Annotated in this window: 20 protein-coding genes; 13 read left to right on the forward strand and 7 right to left on the reverse strand. The window is 57.4% G+C overall.

Translation table 11 applies throughout. From position 1 onward, the window contains the following. Window positions 1-91 precede the first annotated feature (91 nt). Window positions 92-1,342, forward strand: a complete 1,251-nt coding sequence (locus tag QMK54_RS07535) for a hypothetical protein (RefSeq protein WP_320402284.1) — start codon at window positions 92-94, stop codon at window positions 1,340-1,342. A gap of 33 nt (window positions 1,343-1,375) precedes the next feature. Then, on the forward strand, window positions 1,376-1,663 hold the full coding sequence (locus QMK54_RS07540; protein ID WP_110659683.1) for a SelT/SelW/SelH family protein: 288 nt from the start codon (window positions 1,376-1,378) through the stop codon (window positions 1,661-1,663). Here QMK54_RS07540 and QMK54_RS07545 read toward each other — a convergent pair. Together QMK54_RS07545 and QMK54_RS07550 are read right to left on the reverse strand one after the other, a co-directional pair. Then, entirely contained in the window at window positions 1,657-2,550 is an 894-nt protein-coding gene (locus tag QMK54_RS07545) for a DMT family transporter (RefSeq protein ID WP_320402285.1), read from the reverse strand. The two genes, QMK54_RS07540 and QMK54_RS07545, sit on opposite strands and share 7 nt — an antisense overlap. 71 nt (window positions 2,551-2,621) lie before the next feature. Then, window positions 2,622-3,386, reverse strand: a complete 765-nt coding sequence (locus QMK54_RS07550) for an AraC family transcriptional regulator (RefSeq protein WP_223591297.1) — start codon at window positions 3,384-3,386, stop codon at window positions 2,622-2,624. 134 nt (window positions 3,387-3,520) lie between these two features. Between QMK54_RS07550 and QMK54_RS07555 the strand changes: the two genes are divergently transcribed. Then, on the forward strand, window positions 3,521-4,336 hold the full coding sequence (locus tag QMK54_RS07555) for a UDP-2,3-diacylglucosamine diphosphatase (protein ID WP_320402286.1): 816 nt from the start codon (window positions 3,521-3,523) through the stop codon (window positions 4,334-4,336). A 201-nt stretch (window positions 4,337-4,537) separates the two neighbouring features. Here QMK54_RS07555 and QMK54_RS07560 read toward each other — a convergent pair whose 3' ends face one another. Continuing rightward, the gene (locus tag QMK54_RS07560; RefSeq protein ID WP_320402287.1) at window positions 4,538-5,128 is read right to left on the reverse strand and encodes an HD domain-containing protein; all 591 of its coding nucleotides are present in this window, start codon (window positions 5,126-5,128) and stop codon (window positions 4,538-4,540) included. A gap of 27 nt (window positions 5,129-5,155) precedes the next feature. Further along, complete coding sequence (locus QMK54_RS07565; protein WP_103394688.1) at window positions 5,156-5,467, reverse strand: DUF962 domain-containing protein; 312 nt, start codon at window positions 5,465-5,467, stop codon at window positions 5,156-5,158. A gap of 160 nt (window positions 5,468-5,627) precedes the next feature. Here QMK54_RS07565 and QMK54_RS07570 point away from each other — a divergent pair, with 160 nt between their 5' ends. Then, window positions 5,628-6,689, forward strand: coding sequence for an AraC family transcriptional regulator (locus QMK54_RS07570; RefSeq protein WP_110662383.1), 1,062 nt, complete (start codon window positions 5,628-5,630; stop codon window positions 6,687-6,689). Here the strand turns inward: QMK54_RS07570 and QMK54_RS07575 are convergent. Further along, window positions 6,646-8,100, reverse strand: coding sequence for a TrkH family potassium uptake protein (locus tag QMK54_RS07575; protein ID WP_320402288.1), 1,455 nt, complete (start codon window positions 8,098-8,100; stop codon window positions 6,646-6,648). The genes QMK54_RS07570 and QMK54_RS07575 overlap by 44 nt on opposite strands. A 121-nt stretch (window positions 8,101-8,221) precedes the next feature. On the opposite strand from QMK54_RS07575, the gene QMK54_RS07580 reads away from it, so the two are divergent. Continuing rightward, a complete protein-coding gene (locus tag QMK54_RS07580) occupies window positions 8,222-8,788 on the forward strand; it encodes an NAD(P)H nitroreductase (RefSeq protein WP_320402289.1) in 567 nt (188 codons plus the stop codon). A 108-nt stretch (window positions 8,789-8,896) separates the two neighbouring features. Here the strand turns inward: QMK54_RS07580 and QMK54_RS07585 are convergent, their stop codons facing one another. Next, entirely contained in the window at window positions 8,897-10,240 is a 1,344-nt protein-coding gene (locus tag QMK54_RS07585) for a sensor histidine kinase (protein ID WP_110658541.1), read from the reverse strand. Window positions 10,241-10,415: 175 nt separating this feature from the next. After that, window positions 10,416-10,865 carry a Spy/CpxP family protein refolding chaperone gene (locus QMK54_RS07590; RefSeq protein WP_110658542.1) on the reverse strand — a complete coding sequence of 150 codons (450 nt, stop codon included), beginning with the start codon at window positions 10,863-10,865 and terminating at the stop codon, window positions 10,416-10,418. Between the two features lie 386 nt (window positions 10,866-11,251). On the opposite strand from QMK54_RS07590, the gene QMK54_RS07595 reads away from it, so the two are divergent. From QMK54_RS07595 to QMK54_RS07630, 8 genes are all read left to right on the forward strand, one after another. Next, entirely contained in the window at window positions 11,252-12,607 is a 1,356-nt protein-coding gene (locus QMK54_RS07595; RefSeq protein WP_110658543.1) for a phenylacetate--CoA ligase family protein, read from the forward strand. 13 nt (window positions 12,608-12,620) lie between these two features. Then, complete coding sequence (locus QMK54_RS07600; protein ID WP_110658544.1) at window positions 12,621-13,175, forward strand: acetyltransferase; 555 nt, start codon at window positions 12,621-12,623, stop codon at window positions 13,173-13,175. Beyond that, window positions 13,168-13,854, forward strand: coding sequence for an iron-containing redox enzyme family protein (locus QMK54_RS07605; protein ID WP_110658545.1), 687 nt, complete (start codon window positions 13,168-13,170; stop codon window positions 13,852-13,854). The genes QMK54_RS07600 and QMK54_RS07605 overlap by 8 nt, the downstream gene beginning before the upstream one ends. A 4-nt stretch (window positions 13,855-13,858) precedes the next feature. Beyond that, complete coding sequence (locus QMK54_RS07610; protein ID WP_110658546.1) at window positions 13,859-14,470, forward strand: flavodoxin family protein; 612 nt, start codon at window positions 13,859-13,861, stop codon at window positions 14,468-14,470. Window positions 14,471-14,477: 7 nt separating this feature from the next. Then, entirely contained in the window at window positions 14,478-15,362 is an 885-nt protein-coding gene (locus tag QMK54_RS07615; RefSeq protein ID WP_110658547.1) for a DMT family transporter, read from the forward strand. Window positions 15,363-15,391: 29 nt separating this feature from the next. Continuing rightward, the gene (locus QMK54_RS07620) at window positions 15,392-16,264 is read left to right on the forward strand and encodes an alpha/beta fold hydrolase (RefSeq protein ID WP_110658548.1); all 873 of its coding nucleotides are present in this window, start codon (window positions 15,392-15,394) and stop codon (window positions 16,262-16,264) included. 488 nt (window positions 16,265-16,752) lie between these two features. Continuing rightward, complete coding sequence (locus tag QMK54_RS07625) at window positions 16,753-18,225, forward strand: anthranilate synthase component I family protein (RefSeq protein ID WP_223591289.1); 1,473 nt, start codon at window positions 16,753-16,755, stop codon at window positions 18,223-18,225. Next, complete coding sequence (locus QMK54_RS07630; RefSeq protein WP_223591287.1) at window positions 18,225-18,818, forward strand: anthranilate synthase component II; 594 nt, start codon at window positions 18,225-18,227, stop codon at window positions 18,816-18,818. The genes QMK54_RS07625 and QMK54_RS07630 overlap by 1 nt, the downstream gene beginning before the upstream one ends. Window positions 18,819-18,884 lie beyond the last annotated feature (66 nt).

Below are 18,884 nucleotides of genomic sequence, written 5' to 3' on the forward strand. Positions count from 1 at the left end.
AGGGCGGACTATAAGAACTACTCGGCAATATCGTGTTCGTAACGGATGTACGAACGCGTACGTGTAGTTTTTGTAGATCTCAAGGATGCTCATGCTCAAGTGTTGGCGATTGGTTTTGCGCGGTTGTTTTCAGTGGTTGCTGGCCGGGGTCGCGGCCACTTACTCGGCATGGACACCGGCGCTGGGGCTGGGTGAAATCACTCTGCATTCGGCACTCAATCAACCGCTGCGTGCCGATATCGCACTGGTGGATGCCGCTGGCCTGGAGGAGAGCGAGTTGTCGGTGAGCCTGGCAACGGCAGACGAGTTCAGCCGTGCCGGCGTCGAGCGGGTATTTTTCCTCGACAACCTGAAGTTCACTCCGGTCCTGCGCGGTAATCGCAGCTTGATCCAGGTGACCTCCAGCAAACCGGTGAGTGAACCCTTCCTGAATTTCCTCGTGCAGCTCGATCAGCCCAACGGTCGGTTACTACGCGAGTACACGGTACTGATCGATCCGCCGGGTTCGCCTGGTGTTGTTCCCGCTGCCGATGAAGCGGTTTCCAGTTCCCCGGCGTCCGCATTCCCCAGTGTTCAACCGGTCGTAGCGCCGTCACCCATGGCCAGGACGACGCCAGAAACGGACGTACCCGAAGTTGATCCCGCTGTCGAACAACTGGCCGCCAGCACCCTGCAAAACCACCAGTTGCAAGTCACTGTCGATGAGCTCAACGCGAAACTTCAGGACCGGGACCAACTGATCGCCGACCAGAAAAAACAACTGGCCGAACTGCAAACCCACCTGGCGGAACTCGAGAAAGTAAAGGCACAACCCATTGCTGCTGACGCAGCGGCCTCAGCCCCGGCTATTGCTGAAAAACCCGGAACTGGCTGGCTGCCGATTACCAGCGTGTCAGTGCTGGTGGCGTTGCTGGCGCTGGGCTGGTTTGTTCGCCACCGGCGCCAGCAGCATGAGGCCACAGCCTCGGAGGCACTGCTACCGCATGAGCCGTTGCCTGAAGTCTTTGCCGAGCCCTCGGTATGGCCGCCGGTCAGGCAACCGTCCACTCCGCAGCGCGACGTGGGGCCAGCCAATGAAGAGCTTGAGCGGGTCGATAGCCGTCCTATCATCCCGGTCACTGCTGCCGTGGCAGTGATTCCGGGTTTGGCGACGCCTGGCGAATCCGCCCCTGACGATGAGTACCGACTCAACCTGGATGAGTTTTCCATCGCGTCGAGCTGGGAGGTGATCAGCCCAAACGAGAACCAGCCGCCAGTTGCTCTGGCCATGTTCGAGCCTGCATTCGCGCTGGAGGCGCAACCCGATCCCGCGACTCGGACGACACCGGCCGGGCTATCATAGCGGCGTCGTCAAATTCTGGAGTCAGGTCCCATCATGAGCGCAAGCAAACCCGAAATTGTCATCACCTACTGCACGCAATGCCAATGGCTGTTGCGTGCAGCCTGGCTGGCCCAGGAACTGCTCAGCACCTTTGGTGATGACCTGGGCAAAGTCTCCCTGGTGCCAGGCACCGGCGGGGTCTTTCATGTTTTCTGTGACGCCGTGCAGATCTGGGAACGCAAGGCGGACGGTGGCTTCCCCGAGGCCAAAGTGCTCAAGCAGCGGGTCCGCGACCAGATCGACCCGGCCCGCGACCTGGGGCACAACGACCGCACTCAGTGAGATGCAGCCTCGGCGACAACGGCTTTCTTGCTTGTGCCAGTTGAGAACCTGCTGGACACCACAATCGCCACGATGATCAGCGCGCCCCCCAGCAACATGCGCAGGGTAGGGTTTTCATTGAACAGCAGCCACGCGACGGTGATGCCGTAGACCGGCTCCAGGGCGAACACCACGGCGGCGGTGCGTGCCTTGATCACCGCGAGGCTGGCGACGAACAGGCTGTGGGCGACACCGGTACAGAACACACCGAGCAGGCCGATCCACAGCCAGTCGATGGCGCGTACTTCGCTCAATTGCGGCGCCGCCACCGGCAGCAGACACAAGGCAACCACTACGTTCTGGCACAACGCTGCCTGCACGGGCGGCACCCGCCCGGAACTGGCACGATTGGTCAGCGACAGCAGGGCGAACAGCAACCCGGAGCCCACGGCCCACAGCAGGCCGGTGGTGGCGCCGCTGGCCAGATCAAAGTCAGGTGTGACCAGCACCAGCCCGACACTCACCAGCAGCACCAGCACAATCTCATTGGCGCGAATGCGCTCGCGGAAGATCAGCCCTTCAAGGATCACGGTAAAGGCCGGGAAACTGGCGAAACCGAGCGTCGCAATCGCCACGCCTGCGACTTTCACCGCAATGAAGAAGCTCACCCAGTGCCCGGCCAGCAACAAGCCGCTGAGCAGCAGGCGACGCCAGTCCACGGCTTCAAGTTTCTGCCAGCGCGTCTGGCTGGCGAAGCGTGCAAAAAACGCCAGTGCGAGTACGGCAAAAGCGGCACGGCCGAACACGATGATCGCCGGTGACGCGGCCGCCAGTTTGCCGAACACGCCGGTCAGGCCGAACATCAATGCGCCGATATGCAGGGCGCCAAGGGCGGTACGAGGAGTCATTGCAATCCTTAACGACAAACGAACAGAGGCATCATTGAAGCGCGTAATCGCCCATCAAGTCTGTCGGCAAACTAGCGTTTTTTGTCGCCAGTCTCGCGTCGCAGTTTTCCGGGTGATGCCCCGAACTCGCGCAGCACCGCCGCCGCGAAGGCACTCTGGGAGCTGTAGCCGACACGGCTGGCAATCTCACCGATGGGCAGCGCCGAGTTGCGCAGCAGGCTCACCGCGATGTGCAGGCGTCGGCTGCGGATGTAGTCCATTGGAGTCTGCCCGCATTCGGCCACGAACCGCGCATGCAAACGGGCGCTGGAGAGACCGGCCACCCGGGCCAGGTCGGCCACCTGCAGCGGGTACGCCGCGTACTGATCGATGTGTGCGTTCAGCGCGGCGTAGGGCAGGCGCCGACCACCGATGGTGACGGGCCTGGCGTTGTTGAGACTGGCCAGTAGCAGCACCGCGCCTTGTTGTGCGATCAGCGGATCATCGACCGGACTGTTTGCCAGCCAACTGACCAATTGGCTTTGCCCGGCGTCCAGTGACAGACGGCCGGCGTTGTCGAGCAAACGCCTGCTGGACTCGGCGTGATCGCCCAACGACTGGGCAACCCATTGCTCGCCGGGCACATCCAGCACCAGGCAGCGGCTGCCATTGGGGCTGCCACACGCATGATGAGCGCCCGACGGTATCACCACGAAACTCTGCTGGACCACCTGGCTGCCACGGCCGTCAACCTCGAAATCCAGGGCGCCCGAAAGCCCGAACACCAGTTGCGCGTGGTCGTGGCTGTGGACGATCAGATCGTGGCTGTATTGGCGAAGCGTGAGGATCGGTCTCATCGCGGGTCTCCCGGTTCAGGGCGTCAGTCTACACCGAGCGGGCCTGTTAGCGCTGTCACGGGACTGACTTGATGCTGTCATGGACCATTAACCGGGTCGGGGCAGACTTGGCAAAACTTGCCAGAGGGTTGCCCATGACCAGCGCCGAGCTCGCCAAACCCACCCGTAAGCAACGCGTACGGACTTTATGGATTTCCGACGTGCACTTGGGCACCCGGGATTGCCAGGCTGAACACCTGTCGCAGTTTCTCAAGGGCTACCACGCGGACAAGATCTACCTGGTCGGCGACATCATCGACGGCTGGAAATTGCGCGGCGGCATTTACTGGCCGCAAGCGCATACCAACGTCATCCGTCGCCTGTTGACCATGAGCAAGCGGGGCACCGAGGTGATCTACGTCACCGGTAACCACGACGAATTCCTGCGCCGCTATTCGAAGCTGATCCTGGGCAATATCCAGTTGGTGGACGAAGCCGTGCACGTCACCGCCGACGGCCGGCACCTGCTGGTGATTCACGGCGATCAGTTTGATGTGATCACTCGTTACCATCGTTGGCTGGCGTTTCTCGGTGACTCGGCCTACGAATTCACCCTGACCCTCAACCGCTGGCTCAATCATTGGCGCGCGCGATATGGCTACGGCTACTGGTCGCTGTCGGCCTACCTCAAGCACAAGGTGAAAACCGCGGTCAGCTTCATTAGCGACTTCGAAGAAGCCATCGCCCATGAATGCGTCAAGCGCGAGCTGCACGGGGTGGTGTGCGGGCACATTCACCATGCCGAGATTCGCAAGGTTGGCGAGGTGGACTACCTCAATTGCGGCGACTGGGTGGAGTCGTGCACGGCGTTGATCGAACATTGGGATGGTTCGATCGAGCTGTATCGCTTGGCGGATGCCCAGGCGCGTGAGGCGCAGTTGAAGGCGGCCAGTGTGGCAGAGTTGGCCTGATAGTCATTCGGTGATTGTACTGGCCTCTTCGCGGGCAAGCCCACTCCCACAGTGGACTTGTGGTGTATACAGAATCTGCTCGCACCGCAAATCCCTGTGGGAGCGGGCTTGCCCGCGAAGGCGTCGGCGCATTCGACATCGCAGTGCCTGTCAAACCGCTTTCGCGAGCAAGCCCGCTCCCACATTGGATATGCGCTAACTTCAGGCCGGTGCGTGCTCTTGCATCGCCGCCTTGTAGATCGAATCCCTGGGGTGCGCAAACAAGCGCTCCATCATCGGCTCGAAAAAGCTCAATGGCAGCGTGTCGTACGCCGGGTCAAACGCCGCCGCATCGTACCTGGCACAGAACTCGACGGTCGCCTGGTATTGCGGGTGGTCCTGGAATTGCTCACGCAGATGGCGATCCATGCCCAGGTGATGGAAGAAGTAGTAGCCCTGGAAAATCCCGTGCTTTTCCACCATCCACAGGTTCTCGGCACTGACGAACGGCTTGAGGATCGCTGCCGCGATGTCCGGATGGTTGTAGGAACCCAGGGTGTCGCCGATATCGTGGAGCAGGGCGCAGACCACGTACTCTTCGTCACGACCATCGCGCCAGGCGCGGGTGGCGGTTTGCAGGGAGTGGGTGAGGCGATCCACCGGGAAACCGCCAAAATCACCCTCCAGTAACTTCAGGTGCGCCACAATCCTGGTCGGCAATTGTCGCGCGTAGGCACTGAAGTCCGCGGCGATGATCGCCCAGTCTTCCTGTGTGCCGTCCTTCATGTGGGTGAAGCGGGCATTGGCATTCATAGGCAACTCTCTTGTGACGGATGTCAGCTAGAACGGAACGCGCCCCAGGACCATGTCCCGGTACATGACAAAATCGCCGAGCAAGCTATAGAACGGGTGTTGGAAGGTTGCCGGGCGGTTCTTCTCGAAGAAGAAATGCCCGACCCAGGCAAAGCTGTAACCCGCCAGAGGCAGGGCCCACAGCAGCATCCAGGCGCCCCGACCAATGGTCAGCGCCAGTATCAAGATAACCAGCGTCGTGCCGATAAAATGGAGTCGGCGGCAGGTACTGTTGCTGTGTTCGCTGAGGTAGTAAGGGTAGAACTCAGCGAAACTGTTGAATCGTTTGACGTTTTCCACGACTGCGATCTCTGTGGTTATTGTTCTGATTGCAAGTTGTTCTGCGGCTAGCTTATTTGAGTCTAGAGTGATCAATGGCATCAGCCAGTGACAATAGGCGCCACTTTAGTATCCTTTGGTCAATAGCCGTCACATACGGCTCACCATGTAAGAAAACGCCATGAGCGAACGAACGACTTCTGCAAGCTGGGCGATGGGGATTGTCAAAGCGCTGGAGATGGACGGCCTGGATTGCCGGGTTCTGTTCAAGCAGCTGGGGCTTGACTACGCGGCACTGGATGATCCGGATGCACGCTTCCCGCAAGATTCCATGACACGGCTGTGGCAACGCGCGGTCGAGTTGTCGGGTAACCCGGCCATCGGCCTGAACATGGGCAAGGTGGTGCGACCGGCGCAGTTCCATGTGACCGGTTACGCCTTGATGTCCAGCCAGACCCTGGCCGAAGGCTTTCGGCGCCTGGTGCGCTATCAGCGGATCATCGCCGAAAGTGCCGACCTGAGTTTCAAGCTGCTGGAAGAAGGCTACGCGCTGATTCTGACAGTACATGGCGACCATCTGCCGCCAACCCGGCAAAGCGCCGAAGCGTCACTGGCCTGTGCCTTGGCGCTGTGCAGCTGGTTGACCGGGCGTACGTTGCAGCCACGCAAAGTGTTGGTGCAAGGCGCCGAGCCGGTCAATCTGGAACCCTACAAACAAGCCTTCCATGCACCCCTGGTGTTCAACGCGCCTTACGATGCGCTGATTTTCGAACGCGCGGACATGGAAGCGCCACTTCCTACCGCCAACGAAGCCATGGCGCTGCTGCATGACCGCTTTGCTGGCGAGTACCTGGCGCGCTTTTCCGAGAGCCGCGTGACCCACAAGGCGCGGCAGGTGTTGTGCCGCCTGTTGCCCCAGGGCGAACCCAAGCGCGACACCGTGGCGCAGACGCTGCATCTGTCCCAGCGCACCTTGCAACGGCGCTTGCAGGAAGAGGGCACGAGCTTTCAGGTGCTGTTGGACGATACCCGGCGCGAGCTGGCCGAGCAGTATCTGGCGCAACCGACCATGACCTTGCTGGAAATTGCCTACTTGCTGGGGTTCGCTGATCCGAGCAACTTCTTCCGTGCTTTCCGGCGCTGGTTCGATGCCACACCCGGCGAATACCGGATGCGGCTGTTGCAAGCACCTGAAGCGGTCAATGACGCCAAAATGCCGGAATACACAGCACAAACACAGTGATGATCTCCAGTCGGCCCAGCAGCATGCCGAATGACAGAATCCACTTGGCGGCGTCCGGCAGGGTGGCGAAGTTGCCCGCCGGGCCGATGGTTTCGCCCAGCCCCGGGCCGACACCGGACACGGTACTGGCCGCGCCGGTGAGGGCGGTCATCCAGTCCACGCCGAGCAGCGACAGCAGCAGCGCAATCACGCAGATGGTGATCGCAAAGAAGAACGAAAAGGTCAGGATCGAACGCACGATTTCTTCGTCGAGGCGGTGACCGTTGTACTTCTGCTTGATCACCGCGCGTGGGTGAATCAGCTGGTTAAGGTTGGCCTTGAGCAGGATGTACGCGACCTGGAAGCGGAAAATCTTGATGCCCCCCGCGGTCGAGCCCGAGCAACCGCCGACAAACCCCAGGTAGAAGAACAGCATCAGCGAGAAATTGCCCCACAGGCTGTAGTCCCCCAGTGCAAAACCGGTGGTGGTCACTACCGATGTCACGTTCAGCGCCACGTGTCGCAGTGCGTCCAGCCAATGCAGCTGGGTCGTCCACCAATACCAGGTGCCGAGCACCAGCCAGGTCACCAGCAGCATGCCGAGCAGGCCTTGAACCTGTTGATCCTTGATCAGCGCCCGACGGTTACCCCGCAACGTGGCGACATACAAGGTGAACGGCAGGGCGCCGAGAATCATGATGACGATCGCGACCCAATGCACCGCCGGTTGCGGCCACTTGGCCAAAGACTGGTCGGAGGTGGAGAAGCCGCCGGTGGAAATCGCTGACATCGCATGGTTGATGGCGTCGAACAGGCTCATCCCGGCCCACCAGAACGCCAGGCTGCCGACAATGGTAATGCCGACGTAGGCCGCCACGATCAGCCGCGCCACCATGTGCGAGCGGGGCATGACCTTTTCCGAGCGGTCCGACGATTCGGTCTGGAACAGCCGCATGCCACCGATGCGCAGCAGAGGCAGGATCGCCACCGCCATGCCGATAAACCCGATGCCGCCGAGCCAGTGCAGCAGCGAGCGCCACATCAGGATGCCGGGGGACATGGTGTCCAGGCCGCTGAGTACGGTTGCGCCAGTGGCAGTGATGCCGGACATGCTTTCGAAGAATGAATCGGTGTAGCTGATGTGCTGGGTCAGCAGGAATGGCAGCGCGGCGAAGATGCACACCACCAGCCAACTGCTGACGGTCAGCAGGTACATGTCCCGGGGGCGCAGGTGAATGTGTTCGGGGCGTCCCGGAATCACCAGCGCCAGACCGGCGACAAAGGTGATCATGCTGGCCCAGAGGAACGACGGCAGGTCGCTGGTGCGGTGGAAAATGACCAGCGTGGCCATGGGTACGACCATGGAAATCGCCAGCGTGATCAGGAAGATGCCGATGATGAAACCAATGATCCGTAAGGTCGGCAACGCCATGAGGTCCGCTCGGCTGATAGTGGAAAGGTCGCCATTCTACCCGCGAGGCAGGGCATGTAAACCGGCACCGCTGTGGCAGTTACAGCTAGAATAGCCGCACAATTTTTTCAGGAGGTGGCCGATGCAGGCTCTCGACGCTTTGCTCAACCGTGTTTCCGTTCCACGACTGATTGAACCTGCACCCACTGCCGAGCAGCGCGAAGTGCTGTTTGGCGCCGCCGTGCGCGCCCCGGATCACGGTCATTTGCAGCCTTGGCGTTTCTTGACGATAGAAGGCGCGGCACGCGAGCACATGGGCGAGTTGCTGGCCGAAGCGGCGAAGCTTGCGGACAGCGAAGTCAACGAAGCGGCCATCGACAAGGCGCGCAATGGTCCGCTGCGGGCGCCGCTGGTGGTGGTGGTGATCGCCCGCGTGCAGGAGCACGTCAAGTATCCCAAGTCCGAGCAACTGCTGGCGGCGGGCTGTGCCGCCCACGGGATTTTGCTCGCGGCCTATGCGCAGGGCATTGGTGCGGTGTGGCGCACCGGTGACCTGGCTTACTCGGCGCATGTAGCCAACGGGTTGGGCCTGGCGGAGGGGGAAGAAGTGATTGCATTCCTGTATCTGGGCACGCCGCAGAAAGAACCGCGAGTGGCCGAGAAGGTCGATCTGACCCAGTTCGTCAGCGCCTGGCCAGGCAAGGCCTGATACCCCACATCCAGTGTGGGAGCGGGCTTGCTCGCGAAAGCGGTGTGCCAGTCAACAACCTGGTTGCCTGACACTCCCTCTTCGCGAGCAAGCCCGCTCCCACAGGTTTCAGGGTTGTACGATAGCTCCGGGCACCAACGGTAATTCCAGGCTGGCAATAAACCCGCCCTCCGGGTGATTGGCCAGCACCAGGCTGCCGCCATGCCGCTCCGCTGCTCGCCGGGCGATGGCCAGCCCCAGGCCATGTCCGGCCGCTGTCTGCCCCGGCGCCCGATAAAACGGCTCACCGAGCTGACTCAAATATTCGGCACTGACTCCAGGCCCGTGATCGCGCACGGTCACGACGATCCGCTCACCCTGGCGCAGCGCCTGCATTTCAATCGGCAGGCCACCCACCGGATTGAAACGCTGGGCATTGCGCAGCAGATTGTCGACGGCCCGTTCGATCATGGTCGGCCAGCCCTTCAGATTCAGTTGCGACTCGGCTTCGAGGTGCACGAGCTGCTCGGGTGAACCGAGTTGCGCATCCTTGTGCACGGTATTGAGCAAGGTATTCAGATCCACCTCTTCGGCACTGGCGTTATCGGAGTCGACCCGCGCCAGCACGAGGATTTCGCTGATCAGCGCTTCCAGTCGGTCGCACTCACGGGTCAGGCGCGGCCAGAGCTGCTCCCGTTCTTGCGGCCCGGCTCGTTCGGCGAGCGCCAGCGCGATACGCAGGCGGGCGAGGGGGGAGCGCAGTTCGTGGGAGACATCGCGCAGCAGTTGTCGCTGACTGCCTATCAGGCTCTGCAGGCGCGCACCCATGCGGTTGAAGTCGTTGGCCAGCACGCCAAATTCGTCGCGACGGTTGGCCAGCTTGACCAGGCTGTTCTGTTGATACGTGGTCTGTCCCAGGTCATGCACCGCTCCGCGCAGACGGCTGAGCGGGCGAGTGATGGAAAAGGTCACCAGCAGGCTGAACAGGGTGAGCACCACCAAGGCGATTCCCAGGGCACTGAGTGGCCAAAGCAGGCTTTCGCGGTGCCAGGCGTCCAGTTCCGGGTGTGGAATGCGGTAGATGAACAGGTAGGTGTCACCGGTTTTTTCGCTGGTGAACTCATCAGTCAGACGTCGCCATGGCAGGCGTCGGTCCTCGTTGTTCTGGCGGGCCTCAAAGGCCGCCGCACGTTTGGGGAAGGTACCGCGTACGACCGGATCGCCGCTCTCGTTGAGCACCTGGACGTCGATGTGATATTGGCGTTTGCGTTGCTGGAGAATGTCCTGGGCGGCGTCTTCGCCCTGACTTTCGTAAGTTTGCGTCCACTGTTCGGCCAGCGTGTTGAGGCCCGGGTGGCGGCTGAGAATCCAGGCGTCCTGGTTGAGCATGTGCCCGAGCAGGATGGAAAGCCCTGCAACCAGAGCGATGGCCAGCCAGAAGCTGGCCAGGATACGCCAGAACAATGAACGCACAGGAAATCCTCGGATAAGCACCAAACCCTGTGGGAGCGGGCTTGCTCGCGAAAGCGTCGGCACATTCGACATAGATGCTGTCTGTCACACCGCCTTCGCGAGCAAGCCCGCTCCCACAGGGGATCAAAAACATCAGACCCAACGGTGTTGAGCCGTTGGGTCCGGGGTCAGCGCATTATTGCGCTTTTTGCGGTTGCTGCGCTTTCCAGGCCTTGAATTCAGCCCACTCGGCGCGACGCTCGGCCTGTTTTTTCTGGATCTCGTCGAATTTCTTCTGTTGATCCGGCTTCAGCACGGCGCGCACGTCGGCTTCGGCTTTCTGGTGCTTGGCAGTCATTTCGTCTTTCATGGCTTTCTGATCGGCTGGCGAGAGTTTCTCCAGGTACTTCTCGACCAGTTGCTTACGCTCATGCATCTGCTCGCCCATGATCTTGCGGATCTGCTCGCGCTGTTCGCGGCTCAGGTCCAGTTGACTGTAGGGGCCTTTACCGTGCATGCCGTGCATCTGACCGCCGTGGCGCGAGCCGTCCATCGGCCCATCCATCGGGCCTGCGCCTTCAGGCATGGCCATGGCAACGGTCGGCAGGGCAGCTGCGAACATCAGAGCGATAAGAGTCTTGCGCATGGTGTATCTCCTTGTCTCGTTCCCGGTACGTTCCGGATGAATGCAGATTACGCAGATCAAGGTCAGCGGCAGTCAGCGAAGCGTAAAGCTTGGGTAAAGATGGTTTTGTGCAGACCTGACAATTCCACCACATCGACGGACTAATTACACTTTGCTCGCCGCAACTCTCCTTTGTGCCAGGTATTACGCTAGCGCGCCTCTTTGAGCTGTGTTGGTCGTTTACGTAGGTAAAATCTGCCTTAATAATTTTGCTCTAGCATATTTTTTTATTGTGGGCAACTGCTTCAGTTGACAGGTTTGTGGTTTTCCGTGGCTTGGTTAGTGTCGGCACTCAGAGAAAGCAGTCGTCATGGCGAAGAACACCAATTTCGATGAGGGAGAAAGGCATGGTTGCGAGAAAGGTATTTGATGAGTTCACCGTAAAGTATGACGATATCCATCGGCAGTACTGGACCAACACGCTTAGTGAAGACAATCTTAAGCAATGGCATGAAGAAAGGCTTAAAACAGTTCTGCGTCACGTAAAAAACAAGTCCGTATTTTATGGTAAGCACTTTAAAGATATTGATGTCGAAGACATCACCCTGGCGAATCTCGCTTCACTTCCTTTTACCACTAAAGATGACTTAAGAGAGGCCGGGCTGGATATTTTGTCCGGCACACTTGAAGACAGTGTTTATTATTATGAAACTACCGGCACGACCGGTCCGGCAACCCCTTGTCCGCGGGATAAAAAAGAAAGTTATGCAAGTAACAAACAACTCGCGATGGCGTACCAAGCGGTGTTGGAGAAACATTTCCCTGCAGAGAAAACTGTTGTCGGCGTCATGGGGCCAACTGAGGTGCATTCCTTCGGCGATACCTTGGGTGATGTATGTCATCAGTTGGGTGTCTGTAACGCCAAAATCTGGCCGCACTCTCCGGTCATCGGCTATCCCAAGACGCTCCAGTTGATGAAGGACTTGCGTATCGGCGTCGTCGCGTCGGCCCCGGGACTGCTACTGGCACTGGCCAAGGAGGCTGAGCGGCAGGGTTTCAACCCGCGCGAGGACTTTCATTTGCGGGCGTTCATGATGAGCGGTGAGCTCTGTACGCCAGCCTTGAAGAACAACTTGTACAGCCTCTGGGGTTGTGAGGCCTACAACAGCCTGTATGGCTCACAAGAAGCGATGATTATTGCCGCTGCCAATACCAGCGACCAACTGATACCCCATCGACTCAACTACATCATTGAGGTGTTGAACCCGCAAACGGGCGAAAGTCTGGGTGACAGTGGTGAAGGGGAGTTGTGCGTCACCATGCTGATCGACGGCGTGAAACCGTTGATTCGCTACCGCACGGGCGATTTGGTCTGCATTCAAAAAGCAGCAAAAAAACCGATTGCCCTGGCGCAAGTAATGAAAGTGGTTGGGCGTGTCAAAGATTCCATGACCCTTAACGGCAAGGCCTTCACAGCTGGCCATATCGAGCAGGCGCTGCTTGAAGGTGTCGAGCAATGCCTAGGTTATCAAATCGTCATCAACTGCGTGAATGGCAGGGATACGGTGATCGCCAAAATGGAAATGTCCAGTTTTTACCGAGGTGATCGCAGCCAATTGACGTTGCTGATTCGTGAACGCGTGCGCGAGCGCCTGGGGGTTGAGGCGACAATCATGATGGTCGATGACCTTGATGACCACGTGAATCTGGGCAGTTGGTTCAGTTGGAAAGAAGCGCGAATTGTCGATCAGCGCAGCCGATAGGCGAGGGCACTGTATGAGTATGTCCGTACAAGTCGTGTCGGCGAAAAGTGAACTTTTCCAGAAAGTGTGTTCTTTAAGGTCTCGCTACATTGGTGACAACCCTGCCAGTGAGGAAAGTTTTTCCGATGCCGAGGCATTGCGCGATACCTACTCGTATCACATGGCTTATCTGGATGGAGACGAGATTGTCGGCGCTATCCGGATAACTCCGTTAGGACATGGCATGAGCTTTGTCGAACGGGTCGTTAATGTGGGGCTTTACTTCGCTCATCCAATGGATTCGTTTGACGCCAATCGTCTGGTGTTGGATGAGAAGTACAGAGGCGGTTTGCACTTGAGATTCTTTCTTCTGCAAACAGCCATTTGGTTGAAGGCCAATACGCAGTTTCGATACATCTCGGCTTTGTGCCGGGGGCGCTTGGCTGCCTTGTATGTCGATATCGGAGGGCATGTTCTGGCCGACGATATTATCTGGGCTAGCTGTCAATCATCACGTGATTACAGTTTGGTTTACCTGGAGTTGGAAACCGTCTTTAACACCATAAAAGGGAAAGTAGCTCATGGATAATTTCTTCAAAGATCTGGATGCCATTGTCGACAGCGGCTGGGCCAAAATCAAAAAAGGTCGCTATTGGAGTCACAGCCTTGAGCAACCGATTACGGTCGAACTTTATCAGCAGGTGATGCTCCAGGTTTACCATTACACCCGGTTCAACTCGATCAATCAGGCAGCCTGTGCATTCAGCGCGGATCCGGGTCAGACGACGCTGCTGCGCTTCGTTTACAAGCACGCACTTGAAGAGTTGGGCCACGAGAAAATGGTCCTTCGTGACCTAGAGTCCATCGCTGCCTTGCCTGCGTCGCTGCCTGCACCGCTTCCTCCCACTCAGGCGCTGATCGCTTATCTGAACGACGTGGCCATTCGCCTGGGACCGATTGCCCGTTTGGGTTACAGCTATTGGGCAGAAGAGGTGTATGGCCACATCCAGCCCATCCTGAACAAGTTCCGCGTAGACCTGGGACTTAAAGATGAGCAGATGACCTTCTTTGTCGCCCATTCGACCATTGATGAAAAGCACTCCGAAGAAGTGCGCCTGGCGATGCAACGCGCGGTGAAGACGGATGAAGAGCGAGCACAGATCAAAGAAGTGGCGAGGGTGACGTTGTACCTAACCGGTCAGTTGCTGGAGGAGTCGCTGCTGGAATATGAACGTCTCGTCGACGCGCCATTGGCCAAGGCATCCTGAACTGATGAAGCTGATCGTCATTGTCGGGTCAAGCCGGTCACACGGGGTCAGCAGTCGGGTGGTGTCGTTGATTCGACGCCACCTGAAAGGACGCGCATCGGTCGAAGATCTCTGGCTTCGCGATTATCGTATCGACTACTGCGATGCCGATAACGCCTGTTCACACATCGATTGTTCTCTGCCAGACGATGTCGCCGCGATCGTCGATGAAATGGTCAAGGCGGACGCCATTCTGTACTTGCCAGTGATGCATGCCTATGGAACCAACAGCCGTTTCCAAGCGTTCCTGGAGCGGGTGGGGTATGGCTTCATGCGTCCGCGAGAGCGGCCACTGCGAGACAAACTTGCAGCGGTGGCGGTGGTGGGGCGTCGATACGGTCACACGGCGGTATTTGGCCAGGTGGTGCTCAATGTCCTGTTGAACAAAATGGTGTTGGTCGGCTCGGGGTTTCCGGCCACGTTCAACACACAACTGGTTCAGGACCCGGAAGCGGAACAGGCATTGCGGGAAACCCTGGATCGTCTCGTGGAGCACTATCAAAAGTTGAACGAACAACCCCGTCGCGGCGCCGAGCGTTTGCGCCTGCTCAAGCAAGTCCAATTTCAAACGGGATGATGGATAGATGCCTATTCGAGATTCATTGATAGCCGTACTAGTGGCATTCCTGTGGGGGGCACAAGTGACGGCGGTTAAAATTGGCGGGCAAGAGCTTCCGCCTATCCTCATGGTCGCTATGCGCTTCGCCTTGATGGCGGCTGTATTAGTACCTTTTTGCGGAGTCCCAAAACGTAGCGAACTGCTTCAAGTGTTCGGGATCGCTTCCCTGGTGGGGGCGCTTCATTTCGGATTGCTGTATTGCGGTATTTCGCGAGTGGATGCTTCGACGTCTGCAGTCGCTTACCAGTTGGCGACACCTTTCACTCTATTGCTGGCCTTTGCAATATTGGGGGAGCGCATCGCATTACCCGTCGTGGGGGGAATTGTCATCGCGTTGCTTGGCGTGTTGACGGTGTTGGGTGGCGTAGGCAAGGGCGGTGCGTTGTCGGGAATATTGCTGGTGATCGCTGCGGCTTTTGTCTTCGCCGTGGGAACGTTGCTCACCAAGCGCTGGGGACCTTTCAACCCGGTGGCGATAAGCGCGTGGACGGCATTGATTGCTGCGCCGGAGTTGCTGCTTGTTTCGGCTGCGGTAGAGGGGCAGGCGTGGAGTTCTGTCCTGACGGCCAGTCCGACGGCCTGGGCTGCCGTGCTGTATACCGCCGTAAGCGGCGGGCTGATTGGATTTGGCCTGTGGTATTGGCTTTTGGGCAGACACCCTATCCAGCGCCTGACGCCGTTTCTGTTATTGGTGCCAGTGTTTGCGGTCGCGGTCAGCCAGCTTCTTCTGAAAGAAGGTCTGTCGCTGAGCCTTGTTGTCGGCGGTGCGGCGGTTTTTGTCGGTGTCGGGCTTTGCCAGGTCCGCCTGCCGCCCCGGCAGGCTTGTGCAAGCAATAACCCAGCCGATTGATCGGCGAACCCGTTGAGAGGTTATTTTCCATGAAGTGGCCAGGTCAGTTGGTACTGCTCGCCTTGCGTCAGCAAAACCGGTTTCGCTACAGGCTTAAAGTCCGGCGCTGGAAAGCAGGCGTTTATGAGATCGCCTATTTGTACTCGAACGGCCACGAGGCCGGGCCCACCCTGGTGTTCCTCCATGGATTAGGGGCCAGTAAGGATCAGTGGGGGCCGCAAATTTACTCGTTGGTGGACGCTTACAACTGCGTTTTCCTGGACCTTCCCGGTGAGGGGGAATCCTCGTTCGACGGCGTACAAAGCTACAGTCCTGTGGCTCAAGTGGAGCGGTTGAAGGCTTTTTTCGATGCGCAGTCCTTCAAGGACGTCGTATTGATTGGCAGCTCCATTGGTGGCTGTATTGCCTGCCTTTATTCAGCCACTTATCCGGCAGAGGTATCCCGTTTAATCGCAATGGCGCCTGCCGGCTTGCCGGCGGCAAGGCTTAGTCCGGCCATGAGCAAGTTTCTTGAGTCTGGCAAGTATCCCTTTGGCTACCGGACCGTCAGTGAAATGCAGGGGCTTTGGGAGATCGTGTTTACTCGAGTGCCGAAGGTCCCGGCGTTTCTGGCAAAGGCTCTGGCTACCAAGGGTGCGCTTCGCTATGTGCGGGTCGGGAAAATACTGGGGGACTTCAACGGCGCCGGATTGTACCCGCTTCAAAAGCGGCTAGCTGACGTCCAGGCCCGGACCTTGATTGTGTGGGGGAGCAACGATCGCGTGTTTGATGTTTCTTGCCTGGATGAGGTCAACAATCTCCTGCCGCAAGCAAGTGTCTGCATCATTGAGGGCGCGGGGCATGTTCCGTATCTGGAGTGTGGCGAGCAGACCCTGGATGCTATCCAGCGGTTTCTTGCCTAAATGGTGCAGTAAGTTCTGCCTCTTTTTCGAGGTGGCTCTTTGCGTGAACCCGTGTGCAGTAAGCGACTGGAGGTGCGCGGCATGCACCAAGTCGATTCGATAGGCCCAGCAACCGACATGGGTCGCAGCTAAAGCTGAGTTCCGAGCAGCTTCAGGCGTTAGTTAGCGGGCTTCCCTGGTAGCGTCTTTTTTCTTACGGAGTAGTCCGTATGTATTAAAGGACATGTCTGACATACCCCGAACAGAGAATCAGGCAGAGTCGACGCCATGATTACTACCTCTTTCCTCGATACCGCACACAGCTTGGCTGTGCAGTTGGGAACTGCGCAGCATCGTGTGCTATCGGTTAGCTTGCCATGCGACCGCCTGATTGATGGATTCTTTAAATCAATAATTACGCTGATTGAGCCGCTTGCCAGCTTTGGTATCGGCTTGTGCGTTCGACTCTTATCTGTGTGAGTGGTTGGCAAAAATAAAGGAGTTATACCATGAGTGAGATAACTACCCCCGTCAGTGTTCAACTGCACACTGAACGCATGAAATGCGACCCGTTGGCTGTATATCAAGCGGCAGCAAAGGCAATAGGACCTGATCAGATATTTATTCTTGAGTCGCTGTCTGGCCCCAGTCGCGATCGTAAGGCGACTATAATTGGGATGGAGCCATTGCTGGCGGTAAAGATATATGAGGGGTACGCGACACTTGAGGGAAATGACCGGCTGACCGCACATTTAAGCAGTTCGCTGTTGGAACAGGGAATTGTTTTGGACGACAGTGAGCGTGTCAGCATTGATTCGAACGATGCCGTATGGGATTTGTTGCGTGCGTTACAAAAACCTTTTGACGTTCCGCGCCAGCCTAATCCCAGCCTCGCTTTTTTTGGTTACTTCTCTTATGACAGTGTCCGGTTTATCGAAGATATTCCTGACCTGACGGAGCGGACAAATGATTATCCGGTCATTGCCTTGACTGTGTTTCAGACGCTGGTGTATTTCCACGCCAATGGAACTGTGGATGTCATGGTTAACAATAGTTCTCTATGGAAGTTCCGCAGCACCGATGACTATGCATTACTGTTGGCCGATGCCATGGGCATTCCAGCCTCTGAGGCGCCGATTGTTTACCCATCCGTTACGGTTACTCGCGATACAGTGGAAAAAAAGCAGTTTCTTGGCTGGGTCGACAAGGCACTGGAGCACATTCGTCAAGGCGATATTTATCAAATTCAATTGGGTCACGAAGTGCAGATTGACACACCTGTAAAACCCTTTGATGTGTATCGGGCATTGCGCCTAAACAACCCGTCACCCTACATGTACCTAGCCAATTTGGGTGGGGTCGACCTGATCGGCGCCAGCCCTGAACTGTTTGTCCGGATCAAGGACGATCTGATCGAAATGAGACCCATCGCCGGAACCGTGGGGAAAACACCCGGCATACCCTCCAGCGAGTTGATTTTGAGCATGACGCGCTCTGAAAAAGAGCGAGCGGAACACCTAATGTTAGTGGATTTGTGCAGAAACGATATCAGTCACGTCTGTCAGCCAGGATCACTTGAAGTTGATGAGTTGATGTTAGTCGAGGAGTATTCTCACCTCTATCACATGGTGTCAAATGTGCGCGGTTTATTGCGTAAAGGCTTCGATGCATTTGATGTTATTAAGGCGTCATTTCCGGCGGGAACCATGACAGGTGCACCGAAGATTCGCGCGATGCAGATTATCGAAAGTATGGAAAACAGCCGGCGCGGGATATATGCCGGAGCGGTTGGCCTGATCGGATTCGACGGTAGCATCAATACGGCTTTGTGTATTCGGTCAGCAGTTCATAAAGAGGGCACCTATTACTTGAGGGCTTCCGCAGGTGTCGTCGCGGACTCGGCACCTGATAAAGAATGGACTGAAACATTCTACAAAATGAGCTCTGTTTATCGCGCCGTTACCGGAAGGGAGATGCTGTAATGAAAGTTTTTCTGGTTGATGCCTATGACAGTTTTGTATTTATTATCAGTCAGTACCTTGAGCAGTTGGGGCTGGAAACTCATGTAGAGCGTAATGATGTTCCGGAGCTGATTAAAAGGATTGAAGCGTATGCCCCGGATTTTTGCGTACTTGGCCCTGGGCCCGGCCACCCACAGAAAGCCGGTTATATCGAATTAATCCACCACTTTAAAGGGCGCTTGCCCATATTGGGCGTATGCCTTGGACATCAGGCTATTGGCTTGGCTTTCGGTGGCTCGATTATTCGGGCTGCCAATGTCATGCACGGAAAGATCAGCACGATAATTAACGATGGGCAAGGTGTGTACGCCCATACTAATGGCAAGTCGATCAAAGCGACACGCTACCATTCGTTAATTATCGATAACAAAAACCTATCCGAGGAACTGGAGGTGACATCCATCTCAAGTGATGACGGATACATCATGGGGGTTCGGCATCTAAAACATTCGATAGAGGGTGTCCAGTTTCATCCCGAGAGCATTCTGACGGAGGATGGTCTTGGGGTATTCAAAAGTTTTATAGGGCAGTATTGTTGCAAATCAGAAGTATAGGCGACGGACAACGGGTTGCCTGAACGGTAACTCGTATCTTCAATGTTGCATCGTATCGAAAAAAAG

It is taken from the genome of Pseudomonas sp. P5_109 (genome assembly GCF_034009455.1).
Classification (GTDB): Bacteria; Pseudomonadota; Gammaproteobacteria; order Pseudomonadales; family Pseudomonadaceae; genus Aquipseudomonas.

Bases quoted from the DNA above. Each gene is read 5' to 3' on its own strand.
- QMK54_RS07605 (WP_110658545.1), top strand. From the start codon at position 13,168: ATGGATAATTTCTTCAAAGATCTGGATGCCATTGTCGACAGCGGCTGG.
- QMK54_RS07625 (WP_223591289.1), top strand. From the start codon at position 16,753: ATGAGTGAGATAACTACCCCCGTCAGTGTTCAACTGCACACTGAACGC.
- QMK54_RS07620 (WP_110658548.1), top strand. From the start codon at position 15,392: ATGAAGTGGCCAGGTCAGTTGGTACTGCTCGCCTTGCGTCAGCAAAAC.
- QMK54_RS07615 (WP_110658547.1), top strand. From the start codon at position 14,478: ATGCCTATTCGAGATTCATTGATAGCCGTACTAGTGGCATTCCTGTGG.
- QMK54_RS07575 (WP_320402288.1), bottom strand. From the start codon at position 8,100: ATGGCGTTGCCGACCTTACGGATCATTGGTTTCATCATCGGCATCTTC.
- QMK54_RS07540 (WP_110659683.1), top strand. From the start codon at position 1,376: ATGAGCGCAAGCAAACCCGAAATTGTCATCACCTACTGCACGCAATGC.
- QMK54_RS07550 (WP_223591297.1), bottom strand. From the start codon at position 3,386: ATGAGACCGATCCTCACGCTTCGCCAATACAGCCACGATCTGATCGTC.
- QMK54_RS07570 (WP_110662383.1), top strand. From the start codon at position 5,628: ATGAGCGAACGAACGACTTCTGCAAGCTGGGCGATGGGGATTGTCAAA.
- QMK54_RS07545 (WP_320402285.1), bottom strand. From the start codon at position 2,550: ATGACTCCTCGTACCGCCCTTGGCGCCCTGCATATCGGCGCATTGATG.
- QMK54_RS07600 (WP_110658544.1), top strand. From the start codon at position 12,621: ATGAGTATGTCCGTACAAGTCGTGTCGGCGAAAAGTGAACTTTTCCAG.
- QMK54_RS07535 (WP_320402284.1), top strand. From the start codon at position 92: ATGCTCAAGTGTTGGCGATTGGTTTTGCGCGGTTGTTTTCAGTGGTTG.
- QMK54_RS07590 (WP_110658542.1), bottom strand. From the start codon at position 10,865: ATGCGCAAGACTCTTATCGCTCTGATGTTCGCAGCTGCCCTGCCGACC.
- QMK54_RS07560 (WP_320402287.1), bottom strand. From the start codon at position 5,128: ATGAATGCCAATGCCCGCTTCACCCACATGAAGGACGGCACACAGGAA.
- QMK54_RS07580 (WP_320402289.1), top strand. From the start codon at position 8,222: ATGCAGGCTCTCGACGCTTTGCTCAACCGTGTTTCCGTTCCACGACTG.
- QMK54_RS07555 (WP_320402286.1), top strand. From the start codon at position 3,521: ATGACCAGCGCCGAGCTCGCCAAACCCACCCGTAAGCAACGCGTACGG.
- QMK54_RS07630 (WP_223591287.1), top strand. From the start codon at position 18,225: ATGAAAGTTTTTCTGGTTGATGCCTATGACAGTTTTGTATTTATTATC.
- QMK54_RS07595 (WP_110658543.1), top strand. From the start codon at position 11,252: ATGGTTGCGAGAAAGGTATTTGATGAGTTCACCGTAAAGTATGACGAT.
- QMK54_RS07610 (WP_110658546.1), top strand. From the start codon at position 13,859: ATGAAGCTGATCGTCATTGTCGGGTCAAGCCGGTCACACGGGGTCAGC.